At 46.6% G+C, this 18,469-nt stretch carries 16 protein-coding genes; 3 read left to right on the top strand and 13 right to left on the bottom strand.

The window, feature by feature from the left end:
• Positions 1–15: 15 nt before the first annotated feature.
• Together DN730_RS00965 and DN730_RS00960 are read right to left on the bottom strand one after the other, a co-directional pair.
• A complete protein-coding gene (locus tag DN730_RS00965; protein WP_115466244.1) occupies positions 16–1,023 on the bottom strand; it encodes a TAXI family TRAP transporter solute-binding subunit in 1,008 nt (335 codons plus the stop codon).
• Positions 1,024–1,152: 129 nt separating this feature from the next.
• Complete coding sequence (locus DN730_RS00960) at positions 1,153–2,118, bottom strand: LysR family transcriptional regulator (protein WP_115466243.1); 966 nt, start codon at positions 2,116–2,118, stop codon at positions 1,153–1,155.
• Positions 2,119–2,264: 146 nt separating this feature from the next.
• Here DN730_RS00960 and DN730_RS00955 point away from each other — a divergent pair, with 146 nt between their 5' ends.
• The 3 genes from DN730_RS00955 to DN730_RS00945 all read left to right on the top strand — a co-directional run bounded on the left by DN730_RS00955 (position 2,265) and on the right by DN730_RS00945 (position 7,016).
• A complete protein-coding gene (locus DN730_RS00955; protein WP_115466242.1) occupies positions 2,265–3,035 on the top strand; it encodes a class II aldolase/adducin family protein in 771 nt (256 codons plus the stop codon).
• A 177-nt stretch (positions 3,036–3,212) separates the two neighbouring features.
• Complete coding sequence (locus DN730_RS00950) at positions 3,213–5,489, top strand: copper amine oxidase (RefSeq protein ID WP_115466241.1); 2,277 nt, start codon at positions 3,213–3,215, stop codon at positions 5,487–5,489.
• Positions 5,490–5,606: 117 nt separating this feature from the next.
• On the top strand, positions 5,607–7,016 hold the full coding sequence (locus tag DN730_RS00945; RefSeq protein WP_115466240.1) for an aldehyde dehydrogenase family protein: 1,410 nt from the start codon (positions 5,607–5,609) through the stop codon (positions 7,014–7,016).
• Positions 7,017–7,053: 37 nt separating this feature from the next.
• On the opposite strand, the gene DN730_RS00940 is transcribed toward DN730_RS00945, so the two are convergent.
• The 11 genes from DN730_RS00940 to paaK all read right to left on the bottom strand — a co-directional run bounded on the left by DN730_RS00940 (position 7,054) and on the right by paaK (position 18,418).
• Positions 7,054–7,884, bottom strand: coding sequence for a helix-turn-helix domain-containing protein (locus tag DN730_RS00940; RefSeq protein WP_115466239.1), 831 nt, complete (start codon positions 7,882–7,884; stop codon positions 7,054–7,056).
• A gap of 102 nt (positions 7,885–7,986) precedes the next feature.
• The gene (locus DN730_RS00935; RefSeq protein ID WP_115466238.1) at positions 7,987–9,015 is read right to left on the bottom strand and encodes a TRAP transporter substrate-binding protein; all 1,029 of its coding nucleotides are present in this window, start codon (positions 9,013–9,015) and stop codon (positions 7,987–7,989) included.
• A gap of 140 nt (positions 9,016–9,155) precedes the next feature.
• Entirely contained in the window at positions 9,156–10,484 is a 1,329-nt protein-coding gene (locus DN730_RS00930) for a TRAP transporter large permease (RefSeq protein ID WP_115466237.1), read from the bottom strand.
• 1 nt (position 10,485) lies between these two features.
• Positions 10,486–11,019: a TRAP transporter small permease gene (locus DN730_RS00925; protein ID WP_115466236.1), complete on the bottom strand. Its 534-nt coding sequence runs from the start codon at positions 11,017–11,019 to the stop codon at positions 10,486–10,488.
• Between the two features lie 82 nt (positions 11,020–11,101).
• A complete protein-coding gene (gene paaZ, locus DN730_RS00920) occupies positions 11,102–13,156 on the bottom strand; it encodes a phenylacetic acid degradation bifunctional protein PaaZ (RefSeq protein WP_115466235.1) in 2,055 nt (684 codons plus the stop codon).
• A 73-nt stretch (positions 13,157–13,229) separates the two neighbouring features.
• On the bottom strand, positions 13,230–14,303 hold the full coding sequence (paaE, locus tag DN730_RS00915) for a 1,2-phenylacetyl-CoA epoxidase subunit PaaE (RefSeq protein WP_115466234.1): 1,074 nt from the start codon (positions 14,301–14,303) through the stop codon (positions 13,230–13,232).
• 36 nt (positions 14,304–14,339) lie between these two features.
• Positions 14,340–14,873 carry a 1,2-phenylacetyl-CoA epoxidase subunit PaaD gene (gene paaD, locus DN730_RS00910; RefSeq protein ID WP_115466233.1) on the bottom strand — a complete coding sequence of 178 codons (534 nt, stop codon included), beginning with the start codon at positions 14,871–14,873 and terminating at the stop codon, positions 14,340–14,342.
• Complete coding sequence (paaC, locus tag DN730_RS00905) at positions 14,860–15,621, bottom strand: 1,2-phenylacetyl-CoA epoxidase subunit PaaC (protein WP_115466791.1); 762 nt, start codon at positions 15,619–15,621, stop codon at positions 14,860–14,862. The genes paaD and paaC overlap by 14 nt, the downstream gene beginning before the upstream one ends.
• Before the next feature lie 7 nt (positions 15,622–15,628).
• On the bottom strand, positions 15,629–15,910 hold the full coding sequence (gene paaB / locus DN730_RS00900) for a 1,2-phenylacetyl-CoA epoxidase subunit PaaB (protein WP_115466232.1): 282 nt from the start codon (positions 15,908–15,910) through the stop codon (positions 15,629–15,631).
• 18 nt (positions 15,911–15,928) lie between these two features.
• Positions 15,929–16,921 carry a 1,2-phenylacetyl-CoA epoxidase subunit PaaA gene (gene paaA / locus DN730_RS00895; protein ID WP_115466231.1) on the bottom strand — a complete coding sequence of 331 codons (993 nt, stop codon included), beginning with the start codon at positions 16,919–16,921 and terminating at the stop codon, positions 15,929–15,931.
• Between the two features lie 177 nt (positions 16,922–17,098).
• The gene (gene paaK / locus DN730_RS00890) at positions 17,099–18,418 is read right to left on the bottom strand and encodes a phenylacetate--CoA ligase PaaK (RefSeq protein ID WP_115466230.1); all 1,320 of its coding nucleotides are present in this window, start codon (positions 18,416–18,418) and stop codon (positions 17,099–17,101) included.
• Positions 18,419–18,469: the final 51 nt, after the last annotated feature.

Raw genomic sequence — 18,469 nt, 5'->3', positions numbered from 1 at the left:
ACTATGTGTACTTCACTAAGACTGAGGTGGCAATAACTCTTCTGGAATATCAATGCCTGCTTCGCGATAGTAACGCACCGCACCAGGGTGAAGAGGCGCATTAACGCCTACAAAATAGTCCGTGGTTAGCAGGTCATTGAACAGTGCATTAGATTGCGCTAACTCCCAACGCTTCTCAATAAACAGCTTTGTGAGGGTATAAGCTGTATCATCAGATACGTCCTTATTAACAGCCATCATCATGATTGTCTGCCAAGTAAGTACGGGCTTAGTATTGACCTGCCCAGGGTAGGTATTCACTGGAATTTCTGCTGCCTGCATACCAAGCCCTTTAGGTGGCAACATTTTCTCGCCAGGCAATCCGAGCAGACGAATATCATTCGCTAAGCTCAGCTCCGCTAGTGACTGAGAGCCTAGACTAAAGGTTCCCACATAGACGTCAAATTGGCCATCTTGATAGCTTTGGGTCGCTGCACCCCAAGGTGCTTTTATCCCATCGTACTCGCCCTTAGGAAGACCACCGGCCTCTGCTAAACTCATAATTTGAGAGTTCGCTGCGCCGGCTGGCGGGCCAATGTAAACTCGTTTGCCTCGCGCGTCGGCCCAAGTTTGAATCCCCGAATCCGCTCGGGTAATGGCGTGATAATAACTTCCCGGAAGCGTAAACAGACCGCGAACATTCTTAGACAAAGACTTAGCTTTATCTGAAATCCTTGCGTACGGGCCAACTCCTTTTTTCATGGCGTTATAAGCCAAAGGTGGGATAACCGCAGAGTCCAAGCTGCCTTGCCCCAATTTCAAAAGAGACTTTGTGAGCGTTTGGTTTAGGGACAATTGAATATCCACACCTTCTTTAGACCAGTGAGGCGCCATAGCCTGAGGAAGCATACCAAGAATGCTGTTTGGCGTTGCCGACTCCATGCCGATTCGCTCTGCATGGCTTACCGAAGCCATAAAGGAGGTAGCAAATACAACGCCGACAGCACACAATCCATTCTTCAGAAGCTTTCTGGGATGATACATACGGTTCTCCAATCTGTTTTTTTATTTTGGTTATTGATTCGACTATACAACCAATCTATCTGTTAATTTCATATCCGTAAAATTAAATTTTGGCACTCCAATCATCAATAAATGAATACTAAAAACGACCTATTGATCATTAATTGAAAACTCAAACAATTCTCCTTGCCAATGCCCAGACGTCCACTCAGTCTTTGTGACTTCTTGGATAAGAGGTATCACCGCTTTGAGTAACGCTGTTTGAGGGCGATCTGTAGACGTCGAAAAACAGACGTCTCGCCATAATGTTGGCTCAATAATTTCAACCGCCTGTATCTGGTTAATTTGTTGTAAATGATAAAAAGCAGACGTCGGTGCTAACAATACGCCATGACCATCCACCACATAACGCAATGTTGTCATTAGCTGACCAAAAGCCGGTTTATGGGTTAGCTGTATGCCCGTTATCTGTTCATACTGACCCAATACAAAACCTAGCGAATCTCTAGCCCCCGTCACAATCACATCATGCTTGGCTAATTCTGAAAACGTAATGGTCTTGGCGCCATTGAGTTCTTTTTGCGATGGCGTTTTAGGATCCGAACCCACTGCCAAAAACAGCTTTTCTCGGAACAGTTTAGTTTGGCGTATCTTCTGCGTATCCGACCCATCAGGAGATGAGATGGCGATATCAATTTCTCCAGACTGTAATTGATTCGTTAAGTTGTACGACAAACCGACATGCAGATCCAGACTGATATTTGGATAACGCTGCTCCACTAATGCCAATAATGGCACAGAAAGAATGTTACCTATTGGTTGAGTCATACCAATGGATAAAACCCCTGACGGTTGGTGCTCAAACTGATGAACATCGCTCTTAGCCTGCGTCATCTGTCGCAAAATGGACTCTGCGTGAGCCCGAAAAATCTGGCCAGTTTGAGTCAACACAACGCCGCGAAAACTGCGATCAAATAAATGAGTCCCAAGTTCGTGTTCTAGATTCTCAATCTGCAAACTGATACTTGGCTGTGCGACGTTCAAGGCACGCGCCGCCCCTGCAATGCTGCTTAGTTCAGCGGTCTTCAAGAAAAACGTAAGTTGTTTGCTGTTCATTGGACAACCTCTAAAAAGCGGTGGTGAGCGTAATGGACACCTTAGGGTACATAAAAATTATTGAGCTACACCATATTTATTTTGGTTTTTTATAGCCCTGTTTTTATTTAGCCTAATAACAAAACAACAATACAAAGAGAGAAATCATGACATCTACTAAGCGATACTTTGAGCAACCTAGCCGATTCAGTGAGGCGGAGTGGCAAGCAAGATTAGACCTAGCAGCGATGTACCGAATCTTTGCCTATCTAAAATGGGACGAAGCTATTTATAACCATATTTCCCTTCGAGTCCCCGGTGAAGAAGATCATTTCCTCATCAACCCTTTCGGATTGCACTACAGTGAAGTCACAGCCTCCAATCTGGTAAAGGTGGACATCAAAGGCAATATCATTGGCCACTCGGATTGGCCTATCAACCCAGCAGGCTTTACATTCCACAGTGCCATTCATGACAAAGTGGAAGGCGCACATTGCATTATGCATGTTCATACCACACCTACTTTAGCGGTATGCTGCTTGGAAGAAGGCATCTCTTACAGCAACTTCTATTCAGCGCAAATCTATGATCACGTTGCCTATCATGAGTTTGAGGGCATTACGCTTGATATGGATGAGGGGCAACGCATCATTGACAGTGCCGGGGGTAAACCTATTTTAATGCTTCGAAACCATGGTCCAGTTGTGATGGGGAGCACCTTGGCCCAAGCGTTTTCATTACTGTGGCTCGTTACTCGTGCCTGTGAAGTACAGATGGCGTCTATGTCTATGGGAAAAGTGCGCGAAATACCTGAAGAGATCTGTAAAAAATGCGCTGCGGACTCCTTGCCCCTAGACCCGAAATACGGTGCGGGCGAAGATGTATTTGCCGCATTGAAACGACTGATAGAAAAGCAAGATCCGTCCTATAAGCAATAATGCCGACATCAGCATACAGGTCTCATAGAAAAATAAGACCTGTTATGCTCCGATCCGCCCCTACTCTCTAGGTAAATAATAGTGGCTTCTGCGCAGAATTTGGAGCGGCCGTTTTTTACAATACTCATATTATTTAATTTTGTTGAATGAGGATGTAACCACACACTGGAGCATCCGATGATTAATAATAAAAAAACGATCGTTGCCGCTGCCATAGCGGCTCTATCACTTGCCACAACGAATACTGCAATCGCCCACGGTGGATCCGCCGACTATATTCCTCTTGAGGATTCTCTCACCAGTTCTGGTGCAGCCTATTACTACGATAAATCAGCCAAAGAAGTCCATATAACACTCGATAAAGCGCATGCTTGTGTGAAAGTGGGTGCGTTAGAAGCTGAGGTAAACGGTCAAATGATTCGCCTCGATGCACCGATCAAAGTCGAGCATGGGCACGTTTTAGTTGAGCGTCACTTTGCTAATGATTTGTTCGAAGAATATGTGCCTCAGACCATATCGGTAAGCGACGCAAAACACCCATTAGACCCGTTGTCTGAAGCGGAAATCACTCTCACTCAACAAACCGTTCAATCTTCTAAATACTTCCGTAACAATTTGCGTTTCACTGAAATTAAGTTGGCGGAGCCAGAAAAAAGCAAAGTCTGGGCTTGGTCATTCGGACAACATGAACACTTTCAGCGTCTGGCTAACTTCACCATCTTGGATGGCAAGCAGGTCATTGAAGGGACCGTCAATCTAGAAACTAAAGCTGTTACTCGTTGGCAGCCCATCAAAGATGTTCACGGTATGGTGATCTGGGATGACTTCGTCGCCGCCCAAGAAATTATCGAAGGCAGCAAAGAGTATGCAGACGCCCTTAAAAAAAGAGGCATAGACAATGTTAAGGAAGTGGTGGCAACACCATTAACAGTCGGTTTCTTCAACGGCGAAGACGGTCTTAAAGAAGATGATCGCCTACTCAAAATTGTATCTTACCTTGATATTGGTGACGGCAATTTCTGGGCACACCCAATCGAAGGACTAGTGGCAGTCGTTAACCTAGAAACCAAATCCATTGAAAAAATAGAAGACAGTGGCGTCATTCCTGTCCCAATGAAACCTAACCCTTATGATGGGCGCGACTTCCCTAACAAAGCCACTGTGAAACCGCTTGTCACGACTGAGCCTAAAGGTACGAATTACAAACTATCAGGCAATATTGTTCATTGGCAAAACTGGGACTTCCACCTAAAGCTTGATCCTCGTGTCGGCCCTGTTTTATCAACAATGACGTATAACGACCAAGGTACCAAACGCAAAATCATGTATGAAGGTTCCTTGGGTGGCATGATTGTTCCTTACGGTGATCCAGACATTGGTTGGTACTTTAAAGCTTACTTAGATTCTGGTGATTACGGCATGGGCGGTCTGACGTCTCCTCTTGAGCTGGGATCTGACGTACCAACCAATGCCAAGTTATTACCTGCCACCCTAGCGGATAACAGCGGGTCGCCGTATACCATCCCTAATGCCATTGCGATATTTGAACGCTATGCGGGACCTGAATACAAACACAACGAAATGCTCGGAAGCGGCGCTGGCAATCAAAGCAGAGCTCGCAGAGAGCTAGTCATTCGCTGGGTCAGCACCATAGGTAACTACGACTACATGTTCGATTGGGTGCTGCTAGCAAACGGTACGATTAAATTGGATGTGGGTGCATCGGGTATTGAAGCAGTCAAAGGTGTCAAAACTCGGACAATGCATGATGCAACGGCCGAGCAAGATACTCGCTACGGCACGCTGATCGACCATAACATTGTGGGAACGACTCACCAGCACATCTACAACTTCCGTTTAGACCTAGACGTTGATGGTGAGAAAAACTCTCTCGTGGAGCTTAACCCTACGGTTGAAAAGAACACCGCTGGCGGCCCTCGTAAGAGCGTTATGGTCGTGAACCAACATACCGTAAAAGACGAGCAAGAAGCGTCGCAGAAATTCGACCCTTCTACGATTCGCTTGATGAGCAACCCAAACAAAGAAAATCGTATGGGTAACCCTGTTTCGTACCAAATTATTCCTTTTGCCGGGGGGACTCACCCTATAGCGAAAGGCGCGCTGTTCAGTGAAGACGAATGGCTCTACAAACGCGTGAACTTTATGGACAAGCAAATTTGGGTCACCAATTACAAGCCAGAAGAGCGCTTCCCAGAAGGCACTTACCCGAACCGAGCTAAAACCGATACCGGTCTAAAAGTATACGTTGAGGATAATGAATCCATCGAAAACAAAGACAACGTTCTATGGATCACTACTGGCGCGACTCACGTTGCTCGTGCAGAAGAATGGCCAATGATGCCGACTGAGTACGTGCACGCGATGCTTAAGCCTTGGAACTTCTTCGATCAAACCCCGACGCTGAATCTTCCAACAGAAACAGCGGATAAGTAAAAGCGAGTAGAGGGGAATAAGCGCCGTCTCACGACTTACTCCCCTCTTCCTTCTTCGTGTAGCCGTATTTTAAAACCGCTACGCTAACCGACAATGAGAATAATAGAAGGGTATATTATGACAACCTATTCATTAATGAGCGGTAGTAAAAAATTCAACACAACCGAAACATTCTCGGTTATCAATCCATCCACGCTGGCGCCTGTTGGAGAATGCCCAAAGGCCACCGTGGACGATCTGCATACCATGATCGCTGAATCCAGAAAGGCCTTTGAGTCTTGGTCGGCCATCCCGTACGCCGAACGTCAGGCTTATATCAACCAAATCGCCGATGCGTTAGAAAAGCACTCTGAAGAATTGGCCAGCATCATCACTCAAGAACAAGGTAAACCAATCGGGGCTTCACTTGGATCCATGTTTGAAATGGGGGGTGCCGTCGCTTGGACACGTTATACAGCCAGTTTAGAGCTACCAGTCAAAGTTCTACAAGACGATGAAAATGGTCACATCGAGCTACATCGTCGCCCTATCGGTGTTGTCGCTTCAATCACTCCTTGGAATTGGCCTGTGATGATTGCAATTTGGCACATCATCCCAGCTATTTTGGCGGGCAACACCGTGATCTGTAAGCCCTCGCCTTACACTCCGCTGTCTACGCTACGCATGATTGAAATAATGAATGGTATTCTGCCACAGGGCGTCGTCAGCAGCATTTCTGGCGGTGATGAGCTGGGCGCGGCCATCTCTGACCACCCAGGTATCGATAAAATCGTCTTCACTGGCTCCACTGAGACTGGCAAGAAAGTTATGTCTTCTTCCGCTAAGAGCCTTAAAAATCTAACACTCGAATTGGGCGGTAACGATGCCGGTATTGTGTTGGGTGACTGCAACCCAGATGAGATTGCGCCTGGTTTATTTTGGGGAGCCTTCATTAATAACGGCCAAACCTGTGCTGCGATGAAGCGCCTATACGTCCATCGGTCGATCTACAAAGAAGTATGTGATTCCTTAACCGCGTTCTCAAAAAGTGTAAAAATGGGTGATGGATTCGCCGACGGAGCAGAGTTAGGTCCAATTCAGAACAAGATGCAATTTAATATCGTTAATCAATTGGTCAAATCATCCATTGAGCAAGGCGGAAACGTGCTGCTAGGAGGGCCACTTGATTCAGAAGACACCCTATTCTTCCCAATCACTCTTGTGGCAGTTGAAAATAATGATAACGCTCTGGTTCAGAATGAGCAGTTTGGACCCGCATTACCAATCATTCCATTTGATACAGTTGAAGAAGCCATCAAGCTTGCAAACGATAGCTCAGCCGGATTAGGCGGATCAGTTTGGTCTAACGACAAAGAAGCCGCGGCTAAGATCGCTGAACAAATGGAGTGTGGTACCGTTTGGCTCAATAAACATGGAGCGATCCAGCCTAATGCACCCTTTGGAGGTGTGAAGTCATCTGGACTGGGGGTTGAGTTCGGTGAAGAGGGCTTGCTGGCAAATACGACTATTCAATGTATTTTCTCCTAACAGGCTGAAGGTTAAAGGTGTTAGCTCAGCTAACACCTTAATTGCCCGATGTAGAAGACGCGTATCTTGTCATGTTGACATCTAGCATTTTTTTAACAAACCAACTGGGGGTCATTTGAGTGAAATACTTAAAGTCTTTGATCAAATGGGAATCGTCGTAGTAGGAGAAATCCATGAAATCTTCCAAATGATTTTTTTGAAATTCGCCGCGGTATAAAACGTCACTAATAATATCTTGGAATCGAACGATACGGCTGTACTGCTTTGGAGACATACCGATACTTTGATTAAATTTCTTTCTCAACAGTCGTTCACTGATGCCTATTTCACCAGCCATATCAGCGATTCTCATTGTTCCATGGCTGTTTATTATGGTGTCGATACAATGATCAATCATGTCCGTTTTGGCATCATTTAACGCCCCTGATTTGATCAACCAGTTTTCCAATATCTTAATTCGGGCTAGGAAATCATCCGCCTCACATAGACCGTCTAACATGAATGGATCGAATTTAAACACATCACTAAACGGGATGCCTTTATCGATGACTTCAGCATAAGCTAAACACGCGATCCGACGGCTAATAGACGTGGACACCCTAATACCACAGTAGGTTTTATTTGATTCGTAACTGATGTTGGTTGGGGTAACGACCGAGCCCCACAGAATGGCAGACTGCTGCTTGCTGTCACAACAAAACTGAAAGTCAGCGCAGCCGTCAGCAATCACTATCGTCTTGTCTAACGTCGACGTGGTAAATTGATAATATAGAACGGACATATTTGCATAATGGACGATTTGTTCACTATAGTTTTTAAAGTCCAATGCGAAGCAATATTGGGTGGGGATTGTGTGATGGGCGTTCATATAGACCTCTCTATATTCGAGGACTCCATTCCAAATTAGGTCGCAAAAGCCATCATTTCAACAAACAATGGCTTTTGCTATGTGGTTAAATATAGCCTCGTCTTACTGGCTTAACTCGTTCACATTTTTTCGGAAATACGCTAACGCCGCTTTTGCGTCGGCCTTACGATCAGAAACAGAGTCAATCCACGCTTGATCTATTCCTTCCTCAAGTTTATTCATCTCTTTTACGATTGCATCATCAGGTCCAAGAAATACAACGTTCACACCTGCTTCCTTGGCGGCCAAGATGCCATCCTGATCGGCTTTACCCCACGCGGCACCCGCAAGTCTTGATAGCTTCTCACCGGATACACTTAAAATCGCATCACGATCTTGTTGGCTTAGGCTATCAAGTGTGTCTGGATTCATAATGATGCTGAAAGCGGTTGTATAAAGACCTTTCGGGAACAACGTAAGATTGGTTGTTACTTCACTCAATCGAAGTGTACTTTGCTGCTCAGCAGGCAGGAATGTCCCATCTACAACACCTTGCTGAAGCAGTTCGTAAGACTTAGGTGCAGGTGCCGAGATAGGTGTTACTTCCAAGCGCTCCGCAAGCGTATTAACAAGTCCACCGCCAATACGCATTTTTTTCCCTTTCATATCTTCTAATGAGTTTACAGGGAAATTAGTTTGCAATTGACCTGGTCCATGAACAAACAAAGCAAGCAACTCTAAGCCCGCGAATTCTTGATCGGGTTTAAAGAACTTTTCATAGGTATTCCATAATGCCACGGAGCCCACTTCTGCATCGGTGATCTCGCCAGGAATTTCCGCCACACTGGTTAATTTAAAACGTCCAGGTAAATACGCGTTCACTGCAAAAGTAACGTCGTAAACGCCGTCTTCTACCGTGTCAAACAGTGCTTTAGGGTCGCCCGTGTAGTTCTCAATCACAACTTCTACGCGGCCGTCAGTCGCTTTTTCAACCCACTTTTTCCAAGTCGGCCAAACAATAGAGTTTTGCGAACTTGTTGGCGGTAACCATGTTGCCACGTGTAGAGTGGTGTCCGCCGCGGAGACCATGCTGGATGCTAGGATAGACGTACCACATAGTGCCCAAAGTAGATTTTTCTTCAACTTAATCATATTTATTATTCCTATAGTTTATGATTTACATTATTACTATTTGCTCTCTCTAAATAATGACCTTCGCTCACGCAGACATCGCCATACGTTTAAAAAGCCACTCCCCAACTATTTAAAAAACGCGTGTGAACTCCTCTCCTCTAGCCGTATAAAAATTTTGGTAGAAACATTGAAACCGGTACGATGAAAATAATGATGAAAAGTCGGATAATATCGGCGCACCAAAACGGAGTAACACCTCTAAAAATTGTTCCGGCTTTGACGTTTTTCAGCACCGCACTCAACACAAACACATTCATACCGACAGGCGGTGTGATCAAACTGATCTCTGTGACCACCACAACCACGATGCCAAACCAAACAAGATCAAACCCCAGACTCGACACAAGAGGAAAAAAGACTGGGACAGTCAGCAGCAACATCGACAAACTTTCGAAGATCATTCCAAGCAGAATGTAAATTGCGAGAATCACCATGATCACCAGCATAGGGCTCAGCTCTAATGCTGTAACAAAGTTTAAAAGTGCATCAGGTAACCCTGCTCGGGTAATAAAGTCGGAAAAGATAAAGGCACCGATTACCACACAGAACAACATTGCAGTGGTTCGTGTCGTATCCAGCAGCGTTTCTGCGATACCGCCAATACTTAAACTGCGACGACTCAAGCCAATGATCAACGCGCCACCGGCGCCAATCCCCGCTGCTTCGGTAGGAGTAAAAACCCCAAGGTAGATCCCACCCATCACGATAATGAAGAGAGACAGCACACCCCAGATACTTTTCAGGGCCAGCATTCGTTCTTTAAAGCCCATTCGTTCCCCAGCAGGCCCTGCTGACGGATTTCGCCAAACGACGAAACGCACGGCGCACATGTACAAGAAGATGCCTAATAGACCTGGGATAAACCCCGCTGCAAACAGCTCTCGTATACTGGTTTGCGTCAGTAGACCGTAGATCACCAAAATGACACTTGGCGGAATCAAGATCCCCAATGTACCGCCTGCCGCGATTGAAGCCGTTGCTAAGCTATCTGAATAGCCAAATTTGCGCATTGGCGGCATAGCTACTTTGGCCATCGTTGCAGAGGTTGCCAAACTCGAACCACAGATTGCAGAAAATCCGCCGCACGCCAAGACCGTTGACATCGCTAAACCGCCTTTTCGATGACCTAAAAAAGCATAAGAAGCGTTGTACAGTTCTTGCGATAGACCAGATCGAGTAACAAGATTCCCCATTAGAATGAACAATGGAATGACAGACAGATTGTAATCTTGCACGGTTCCAATCACTCGATTGGAAGCCAATGTTAGAGAGGCAGTCCAACGGAAAGAAAACACATTGTCGAAGCTTAAGCCTTGCAAAATGGCAAAACCGAAGAAGCCCACCACCCCCATTGCAAAGGCAATAGGCATACGAATAACTAAGATCAAAAACAACAGTACGGCAAAACCGATTAATACAACTGACATGCTACTCTCCAAACTGTGTCGTTTCTTTGCCGCCTTTGAGCACGCGGTACGCGCCGTAGGTCAACATACAAGCCGCAGTGATCCAGCTCATAATGGCAATGTATTCTGTTAAGTATCCGGTCGGGATTTGTAGATACTCGCTGACTTCACCACGACGCAGAGATCGTGCAGCCAGCTCATAAATACGAACAGCGAGAAAATAGAACGCAGACGAGACAACGAATACTGAAAAGATGCCTAGTACTTTGACAATGCGATTGCCCAGCACCTCATCCAGTAGATCCACAACGACATGACTGCCGCGCCAAGTGATCAATGGCATTTGCGCAAATACCATGACGGCCAAACCAATTTGGGTCAGTTCAAAGGCACCGTTAACAGAGTTGTTAAAAAGGTAGCGCCCGGCGACATCGACACAGGTTAATGCCATCAGGAAGAGCAACACAGTGGCAGAAATTGCTTCGAGCACCAAACCCACCCAGCGATATAGGTTTGGCTCTGGGTAATGCTTCTCAATCCAGCTTTTTAGAGACATGATAGCTCCTGAATTTTTATTATTGTGGTGTAAGAATCCTTTCAAATGACCCTAAGGGCGGGATCATCCGCCCTATTAAGTCTTAGCTTTCTAGTTTCTTAACCAAGGTTAAAATGTCGTAGCTTGCGACCAATTCATCATGCTGATTAGTCACCTGAACATCCCAAACCACGACGCCTTGAGGCTCACCTTTAGGGCTCAGCTTTCCTTGATCGATTTTGCGTTTACAGGTGAGTCGTGCACGAATGGTGTCGCCCATCGGCACTGGCGTGATAAAGCGGAGCGTATCCAAACCATAATTAGCCAAGACAGGACCTTCGCCTGGCGATACGAACAAACCCGCCGCAGCGGACAGCACAAAATAACCATGTGCAATACGCTGCTCAAACTGAGAGTCGCGCGCGGCAATATCATCAAAATGCATGTAGAAATGATCACCAGACAAACAGCCGAAGTTCACGATGTCGGTTTCTGTCACAGTGCGTCGATGAGTGAGTAGAGATTCGCCAATACGAAGGTCTTCAAAATAACGACGGAAAGGATGCACATCGGTTTCATAGGTATCAGCGCCACGCACATACTCTTCAGTAACCGCAGACAACATCGTAGGGGAGCCTTGAATCGCTGCGCGTTGCATATAGTGCTTCACACCACGTAGACCGCCCAACTCTTCGCCGCCACCCGCTCTACCCGGGCCACCATGTTTCAGCACAGGTAATGGCGAGCCATGCCCTGTCGATTCTTTTGAGCTGGCCTCATTCAAAATATGAACACGGCCATGCCAAGCAGCCAACGCTGGCACGACTTTTCGAGCGACTTTTGGATCTTGAGTCACAAGCGTTGTCACCAACGAGCCCTTACCTCTTGCCGCTAGCGCAATCGCGTGGTCAATATCTTTATAAGGCATTAACGTGCTGATCGGACCAAACGCTTCAATGTCATGTGCGCCGCCTTCAGCGTCAGGATCATTGCTTAGCAGCAATGTCGGTTGCACGAACGCTCCGTGTTTAGAGCCTTCTCCTTGAACCTCAAAACCTTCCTCATGGCCATACACCACTTGGCTACTTTTTAGTAATTGCCCAAGTTGCGCTAAAACATCTTCTTTCTGATCAAAAGATGCCAGCGCCCCCATACGCACTGAGTCTAAATGAGGATCGCCAATAGAGACCTTGGCAAGTCGCGCTGAAAGGCGCTCTGACACAGCTTGAACTTGATTTTCTGGGATCAAAACACGGCGAATGGCAGTACACTTTTGCCCTGCTTTTACGGTCATCTCACGTGCGACTTCTTTAATGAACAAATCAAATTCTGGACTATCGACGTCCACATCGGGCGCCAAAATAGCACAGTTCAAAGAGTCTGCTTCGGCATTAAATGGGATAGAGTTATTGATGATATTCGGAGTGACCCGAAGCTTCGCTGCGGTGCTTGCTGACCCGGTAAAAGTCACCATATCTTGACCGTCCAAACGATCTAATAAGTCACCTGTTCGACCAATCACAAGCTGCAGACTTCCCTCTGGCAATAACCCAGATGTTTGCATCAAACGCACACACGCTTCAGTCAAATACGACGTAGACGTAGCAGGCTTTACAATGCACGGCATCCCAGCAAGAAAGTTCGCGGCAAATTTTTCCAACATACCCCAAATTGGGAAGTTGAACGCGTTAATATGGACCGCAACACCTTGGCGGGGGACCAAGATGTGCGACCCGAAAAACTGGCCTTCACGGCCCAAAGGAAAGGCATCGTCTTCGTGAATCAAGTTACCCGATGGCAACTCACGTCGTCCGACACTCGCGTAAGCAAACAAAGTGCCTGCACCGCCTTCAATGTCGACCCAGCTATCATTACGCGTCGCACCGGTTAGCAGTGACACTTGGTACAGTGACTCTTTGTGCTCTAGAAGGTATTTGCCCAAATCACGCAGGCGTGACGCGCGGCTTTGGAAATCCATTGCCATCAGCGAAGCGCGACCTTGTTGGCGAGCAAAGGCTAATGATTGGGAAAAATCGATGGTTTCGGCGTGAGTGTGATAGATTGTTTCACCGTTTACTGGGCTCACAAGCGCTTGACCAGCTTCGTGACCTATCCACTCTCCAGCAATAAAACTCTGTAATACAGGGCTTTGGCTCATAATGTTCTCCAACGGTGGCTTTGCGCCACCTTCATTCTTGTTTTTTATAATTGTCTAAGCGTGAAAAGCAGCGTTAAATTTCGTCGAAGTCGAGAACCACTTTCTTAGAGACAGGATAAGACTGACAAGACAGTACATAACCCGCTTCTACTTCGTAGTCCTCTAGACCAATGCTGATGTCCATGTCGACCTCACCCTCAATGACCTTGCATTTACAGGTCGAGCAGACACCTGCTTGGCATGAGAATGGCAGTTCAGCGCCATGCTCATTGCCCGCATTCAATAGGTTTTCGGTATTCTGCTTGAGATCAAAGGTCATCGCGTGACCATCACGAATGACAGTAATTTCAGAGATGTCCGCATGAGCCGCCGCTTGCGCGCGTTGCTCACGCTTACGTTCATTACCTGCGGCAGCGAACAATTCAAAATGGATATTTTCTTCGGGGGTTCCAGACTCTTTTAACAAGTCTTTGACCATTTCCGTCATGGATTGAGGGCCACAAATAAAAGCGCCCGTTAAATTTTTGACATCTACCCAGCGATCAAATAAGGCTCGACATTTGTCAGCATCAATATGGCCGTTGTATAAGTCGATATCCTGTTGCTCGCGGCTCAAAACAAAGATCAGGTTTAAACGGTCCATGTAGGTATTTTTTAAGTCCGCTAACTGATCGCGAAACATGGTCGACGACGTTGAGCGGTTGCCATAAACCAAGGTGACCTTACTATGTGGCTCTGTCGCAAGTGTGGTTTTGGCAATGGATAAAATAGGTGTAATGCCGCTACCCGCGGCAACCAATAGATAGTCACCATGTCTTGCTGGGTCTAACTCTGAGTAAAAATGTCCTAGCGGTGGCATCACATCAAGCACATCACCTACCTTGATCGCTTCATTGGCAAAGGTAGAAAACAGCCCATCTGGAACGCGTTTAATCGCCACTCGCATTTCGTTATCGTGTACACCGCTGCAAATCGAGTAAGAGCGACGTACTTCCTCTCCATCGATATGGGTACGCAATGTCAAAAATTGACCTTGCTTGAACTGGTAGCTCTGAGTGAGCTCTTCAGGAATATCAAAAGCGAGTGATACAGAATCACGTGTTTCACGACGTAAATCCGAAACGGTAAGAGAATGAAATTGATTCATCTGTGTCTCCACGGCCACGTTATTGTTATTTATGGCTCAAATACATTTAAAATAATCGAACGGCTCTAAACAGGACTTACATCGATATAAGGCTTTACAGGCTGTCGAACCGAATTCACTTAATTGCTCCGTTTCGTCACCACCACAATGAGGACAGGTGACTTGTGCGACGCCCGACACTAACGAACGCTTATCGGAACTCCCAACGGGTGGCGCAATGCCGTACGCTTTGAGTCGCTCGCGACCTTGACCAGTGATCCAGTCCGTCGTCCATGCTGGATCTAAGCGCTGGGATACCTTTGGAAAAGCAAACCCTGCGCCTTGCAATGCCTCGCGTATCGCTGTTTCGATGTATTCGGTCGCGGGACAACCTGAATACGTCGGCGTCACCACCACATGTAAATGGCCATCCGCCCAATCCACATCGCGCACGATTCCTAGATCCATGACACTTACCACAGGGACTTCAGGGTCCATCACCTCTTCCAACACGCTGTAAGCACGCTGGATATCGGTCTCGTCCCCCGAACGACCTTGCAGGTCAGTGGTAATTAACTCACCAGCTCGCATCGGGATAGGCTCGTTGTAAGAATTGCATTTCGGCCAACAAAATCCCTAAGTGCTCCGTATGCATGCCTGTTCGGGCACTGAGGTAAAAAGTACTTGGGGCATCTGGCACGGTTAGGGTCGCGTTGCGGAAAACATCGTTAACGGTTGCAAGCCACTGCTCGGGTAGATCAGCTAAAGAAGGAATGACACCTGATGATGCTAGAGCGGATTCACTGTCGTTCGCTTCTACCATCTCAAAGGTGAATCGCCAAACGGTATCAATGGCTTTTTCCATACGCTGGTGACTTTCGTCAGTACCATCGCCCAAGCGCTCGATCCATTGACTGGAGCGACGCAGGTGGTAGGTCACCTCTTTTAAGGATTTCGTAGCGATGGCTGCGATACGCTCATCGCCGGAATGCTGAAGCGCCGTGAGTAAGTGGTACTGCCATGCATCATAGAAAAACTGCTTGGTCATGGTCACAGCAAAATCACCATTTGGCTGTTCAACCAATAACAGGTTACGAAATGCTCGCTCGTCCCGTCGAAACGCTAACGTGTCAGCGTCGGTACCATCGCCGATTCGCTCTGCAGCGTATTCATACCAATTGCGGGCCTGCCCAACTAAATCAAGACCGACATTCATCATGCCCATCTCTTCTTCCAAAGCTGGTGCTCGGCCGGTCCACTCGCATAACCGTTGAGCATGAACCAAGGCACTGTCACCAAGACGCAATAGAAACTCTGTTAAGTCATCGTATTTAGTCATAGCCACCTCACATATGCCCTACTTCATCAGGCAACTCATAAAAGCTTGCATGACGGTAAACTTTGTCTTCAGATGGATCGAACAGTGGCTCTTTTTCATCACTTGCTGTGGCGGTGATCGCAGCAGAGGGTGCTACCCAAATGCTCACACCTTCGTTTCGGCGCGTGTAAAGGTCCCGCGCGTTTTCTATTGCCATTTCAGCGTCGACAGCATGTACACTGCCAACATGCTTATGATTAAGACCGTGTTTACTTCGAATAAAGACTTCGTATAGTGTCCACTCAGACATAGGAAATACCTCAGATTCTTAGGCAGCAGCCTGTTGTTTTTGTTTTTTGTTCGCATGCGCAACCGCTGCTTCGCGGACCCAAGCGCCGTCTTGAGTAGCATTACGGCGGGTTTCTAATCGCTCACGGTTGCAAGGGCCATTACCTTTAAGCACTTCGTAAAACTCATCCCATTGAATCTCACCAAAATCGTAGTGACCGCGCTCTTCATTCCACTTCAAATCTGGATCTGGAACCGTGCAGCCTAATAGCTCTAATTGGGGAATCGTTTGATCGATGAAGCGCTGACGCAATTCATCATTCGTATGACGTTTGATCTTCCAAGCCAAGGACTGAGCTGAGTTAGGAGACTCCGCATCGCTTGGGCCGAACATCATCAATGACGGCCACCACAAACGATTGATGGCATCTTGCACCATATCTTTTTGCACTTGTGTACCGTGACGCATCATGTGCAAAAGAATTTCGTAACCTTGGCGTTGATGGAAGCTTTCTTCCTTACAAATACGAATCATGGCGCGGGAATACGGCCCGTATGAGGTGCGCTGAAGAGGAACCTGATTAACAATCGCTGCGCCATCAACCAACCATCCCACTGCCCCCATATCAGCCCAGTTCAATGTTGGGTAGTTGAATATGCTGGAATACTTAGCTCGGCCTGAATGCAGTTTTTCAATCTCTTCATCACGGTCTGCGCCAAGTGTTTCCATCGCACTGTATAGATATAAGCCATGCCCCGCTTCATCTTGAATCTTGGCCATTAGCTGTAATTTGCGCTTTAAAGTCGGTGCGCGAGTTACCCAATTTCCTTCTGGCAGCATACCCACGATCTCAGAGTGAGCATGCTGCGAGATTTGGCGAATCAAGGTTTTACGATAGTTATCAGGCATCCAATTCTTCGCTTCGATTTTAATCTCTGCGTCTATTTTTTCCTGAAACGCGCGCTCCTCAGGCCCCATTTCGGCGAGAGATTTAACGGCTTTCGTCCCTGTTTCTACTTGCTGTGCGTACATGAGAATTCTCCAATATCGTAGATATAAGTCATTTCATTAATATCCAGAATAGACTAATGATACAAAAACTCAAGAATTATTTTAATTTTATGTATCATGTTAAATTACATTTTCAGGACACAAAAATCCCTAGCCTCTTAAAATAAGAGGCTATATCTAATCGGATAGTAAAATAAGTTAGGCGGGGGTTCGCTCGTCGTAAACGTGCTTCGCTTTACCCTCAGAACGCGCCATAGAGCCTATATCTCTTAGGGTTACATTAATGCTAATGCCCACTGAGGACTTCACATGGTGGCGTAGTTCATTGATGGCACCATTGATTTGTTGCTCATCAAAGTTAGCACACTCAGGACGCAGCTCAACATGAACGTCCATGCCGTCCATATTACCTTTACGATACAAATGAATTTCATAATTTTCAGAAAAGTGATTAACTTTTATCACTTCTTCTTCAATTTGAGTTGGGAAGACGTTAACACCACGGATAATCATCATGTCATCACTGCGGCCCGTGATCTTATCAATGCGACGCATTCGTCGCGCTGTTCCCGGCAGAAGCCGAGTTAGGTCACGTGTACGGTAGCGAATCATCGGCAATGCTTCTTTGCTCAAACTGGTAAACACCAATTCTCCCATTTCACCGTCAGGTAACACTTCACCTGTATTCGGATCAATGATCTCAGGGTAGAAGTGATCTTCCCAAACCGTCGGCCCGTCTTGGCTTTCTGCACACTCCATTGCAACACCAGGCCCCATAATCTCGGACAAACCATAGATATCCATAGCGCGAATACCAGCACGCTCTTCAACAGAGCGACGTAATTCATGGGTCCATGGCTCAGCACCAAAAATCCCCAAGCGCAATTTCAAGCCCAGCGGATCAATCCCCTGACGCTCCATCTCATCTAACAAATTCAGCATATAAGACGGTGTCACCATGATAATGTCCGGCTGAAAGTCTTGAATGAGGCGCACTTGTTTTTCAGTTTGCCCACCTGACATAGGGATCACCGTACAACCGAGTCGCTCAGCGCCATAATGGGCACCTAGACCACCCGTGAACAGGCCATAACCGTAGGCGTTATGCAATACATCGCCTTTGCGCCCACCCGCTGCTCGAATGGATCGCGCAACAATATTGGCCCAAGTATCGATATCGTTTTGGGTATAACCGACAACCGTTGGCTTACCGGTCGTACCACTTGAAGCATGGAGACGAACAACTTGATTCAACGGCGTCGCAAACATGCCGTATGGGTAGTTGTCGCGTAGGTCCAACTTAGTTGTGAAGGGAAATTTCGCGAGATCATCTAACGATTTAATATCATCTGGGTGTACACCCAATTGATCAAAACGCTCTTTGTACATCGGTACGTTGTTGTAGGCATGCCGAACTGTCCACTTCAAACGCTCTAATTGGTGCGCTCGTAACGCGTCAATGCTGGCGGTTTCCATTGGATCAAGTTGATCTGGAATAAACTGGCTACGAATATCCATGATAATGCTCTCTCTTTTATTATTTTTAGAGTTTATGCTTTATTGCTGCGT

The sequence above is a fragment of the Marinomonas piezotolerans genome (assembly GCF_003362755.1).
Lineage (GTDB): Bacteria > Pseudomonadota > Gammaproteobacteria > Pseudomonadales > Marinomonadaceae > Marinomonas > Marinomonas piezotolerans.
Note: the sequence above shows the minus strand (reverse complement) of the source record. Positions and strands in the feature narration are given on the sequence as shown.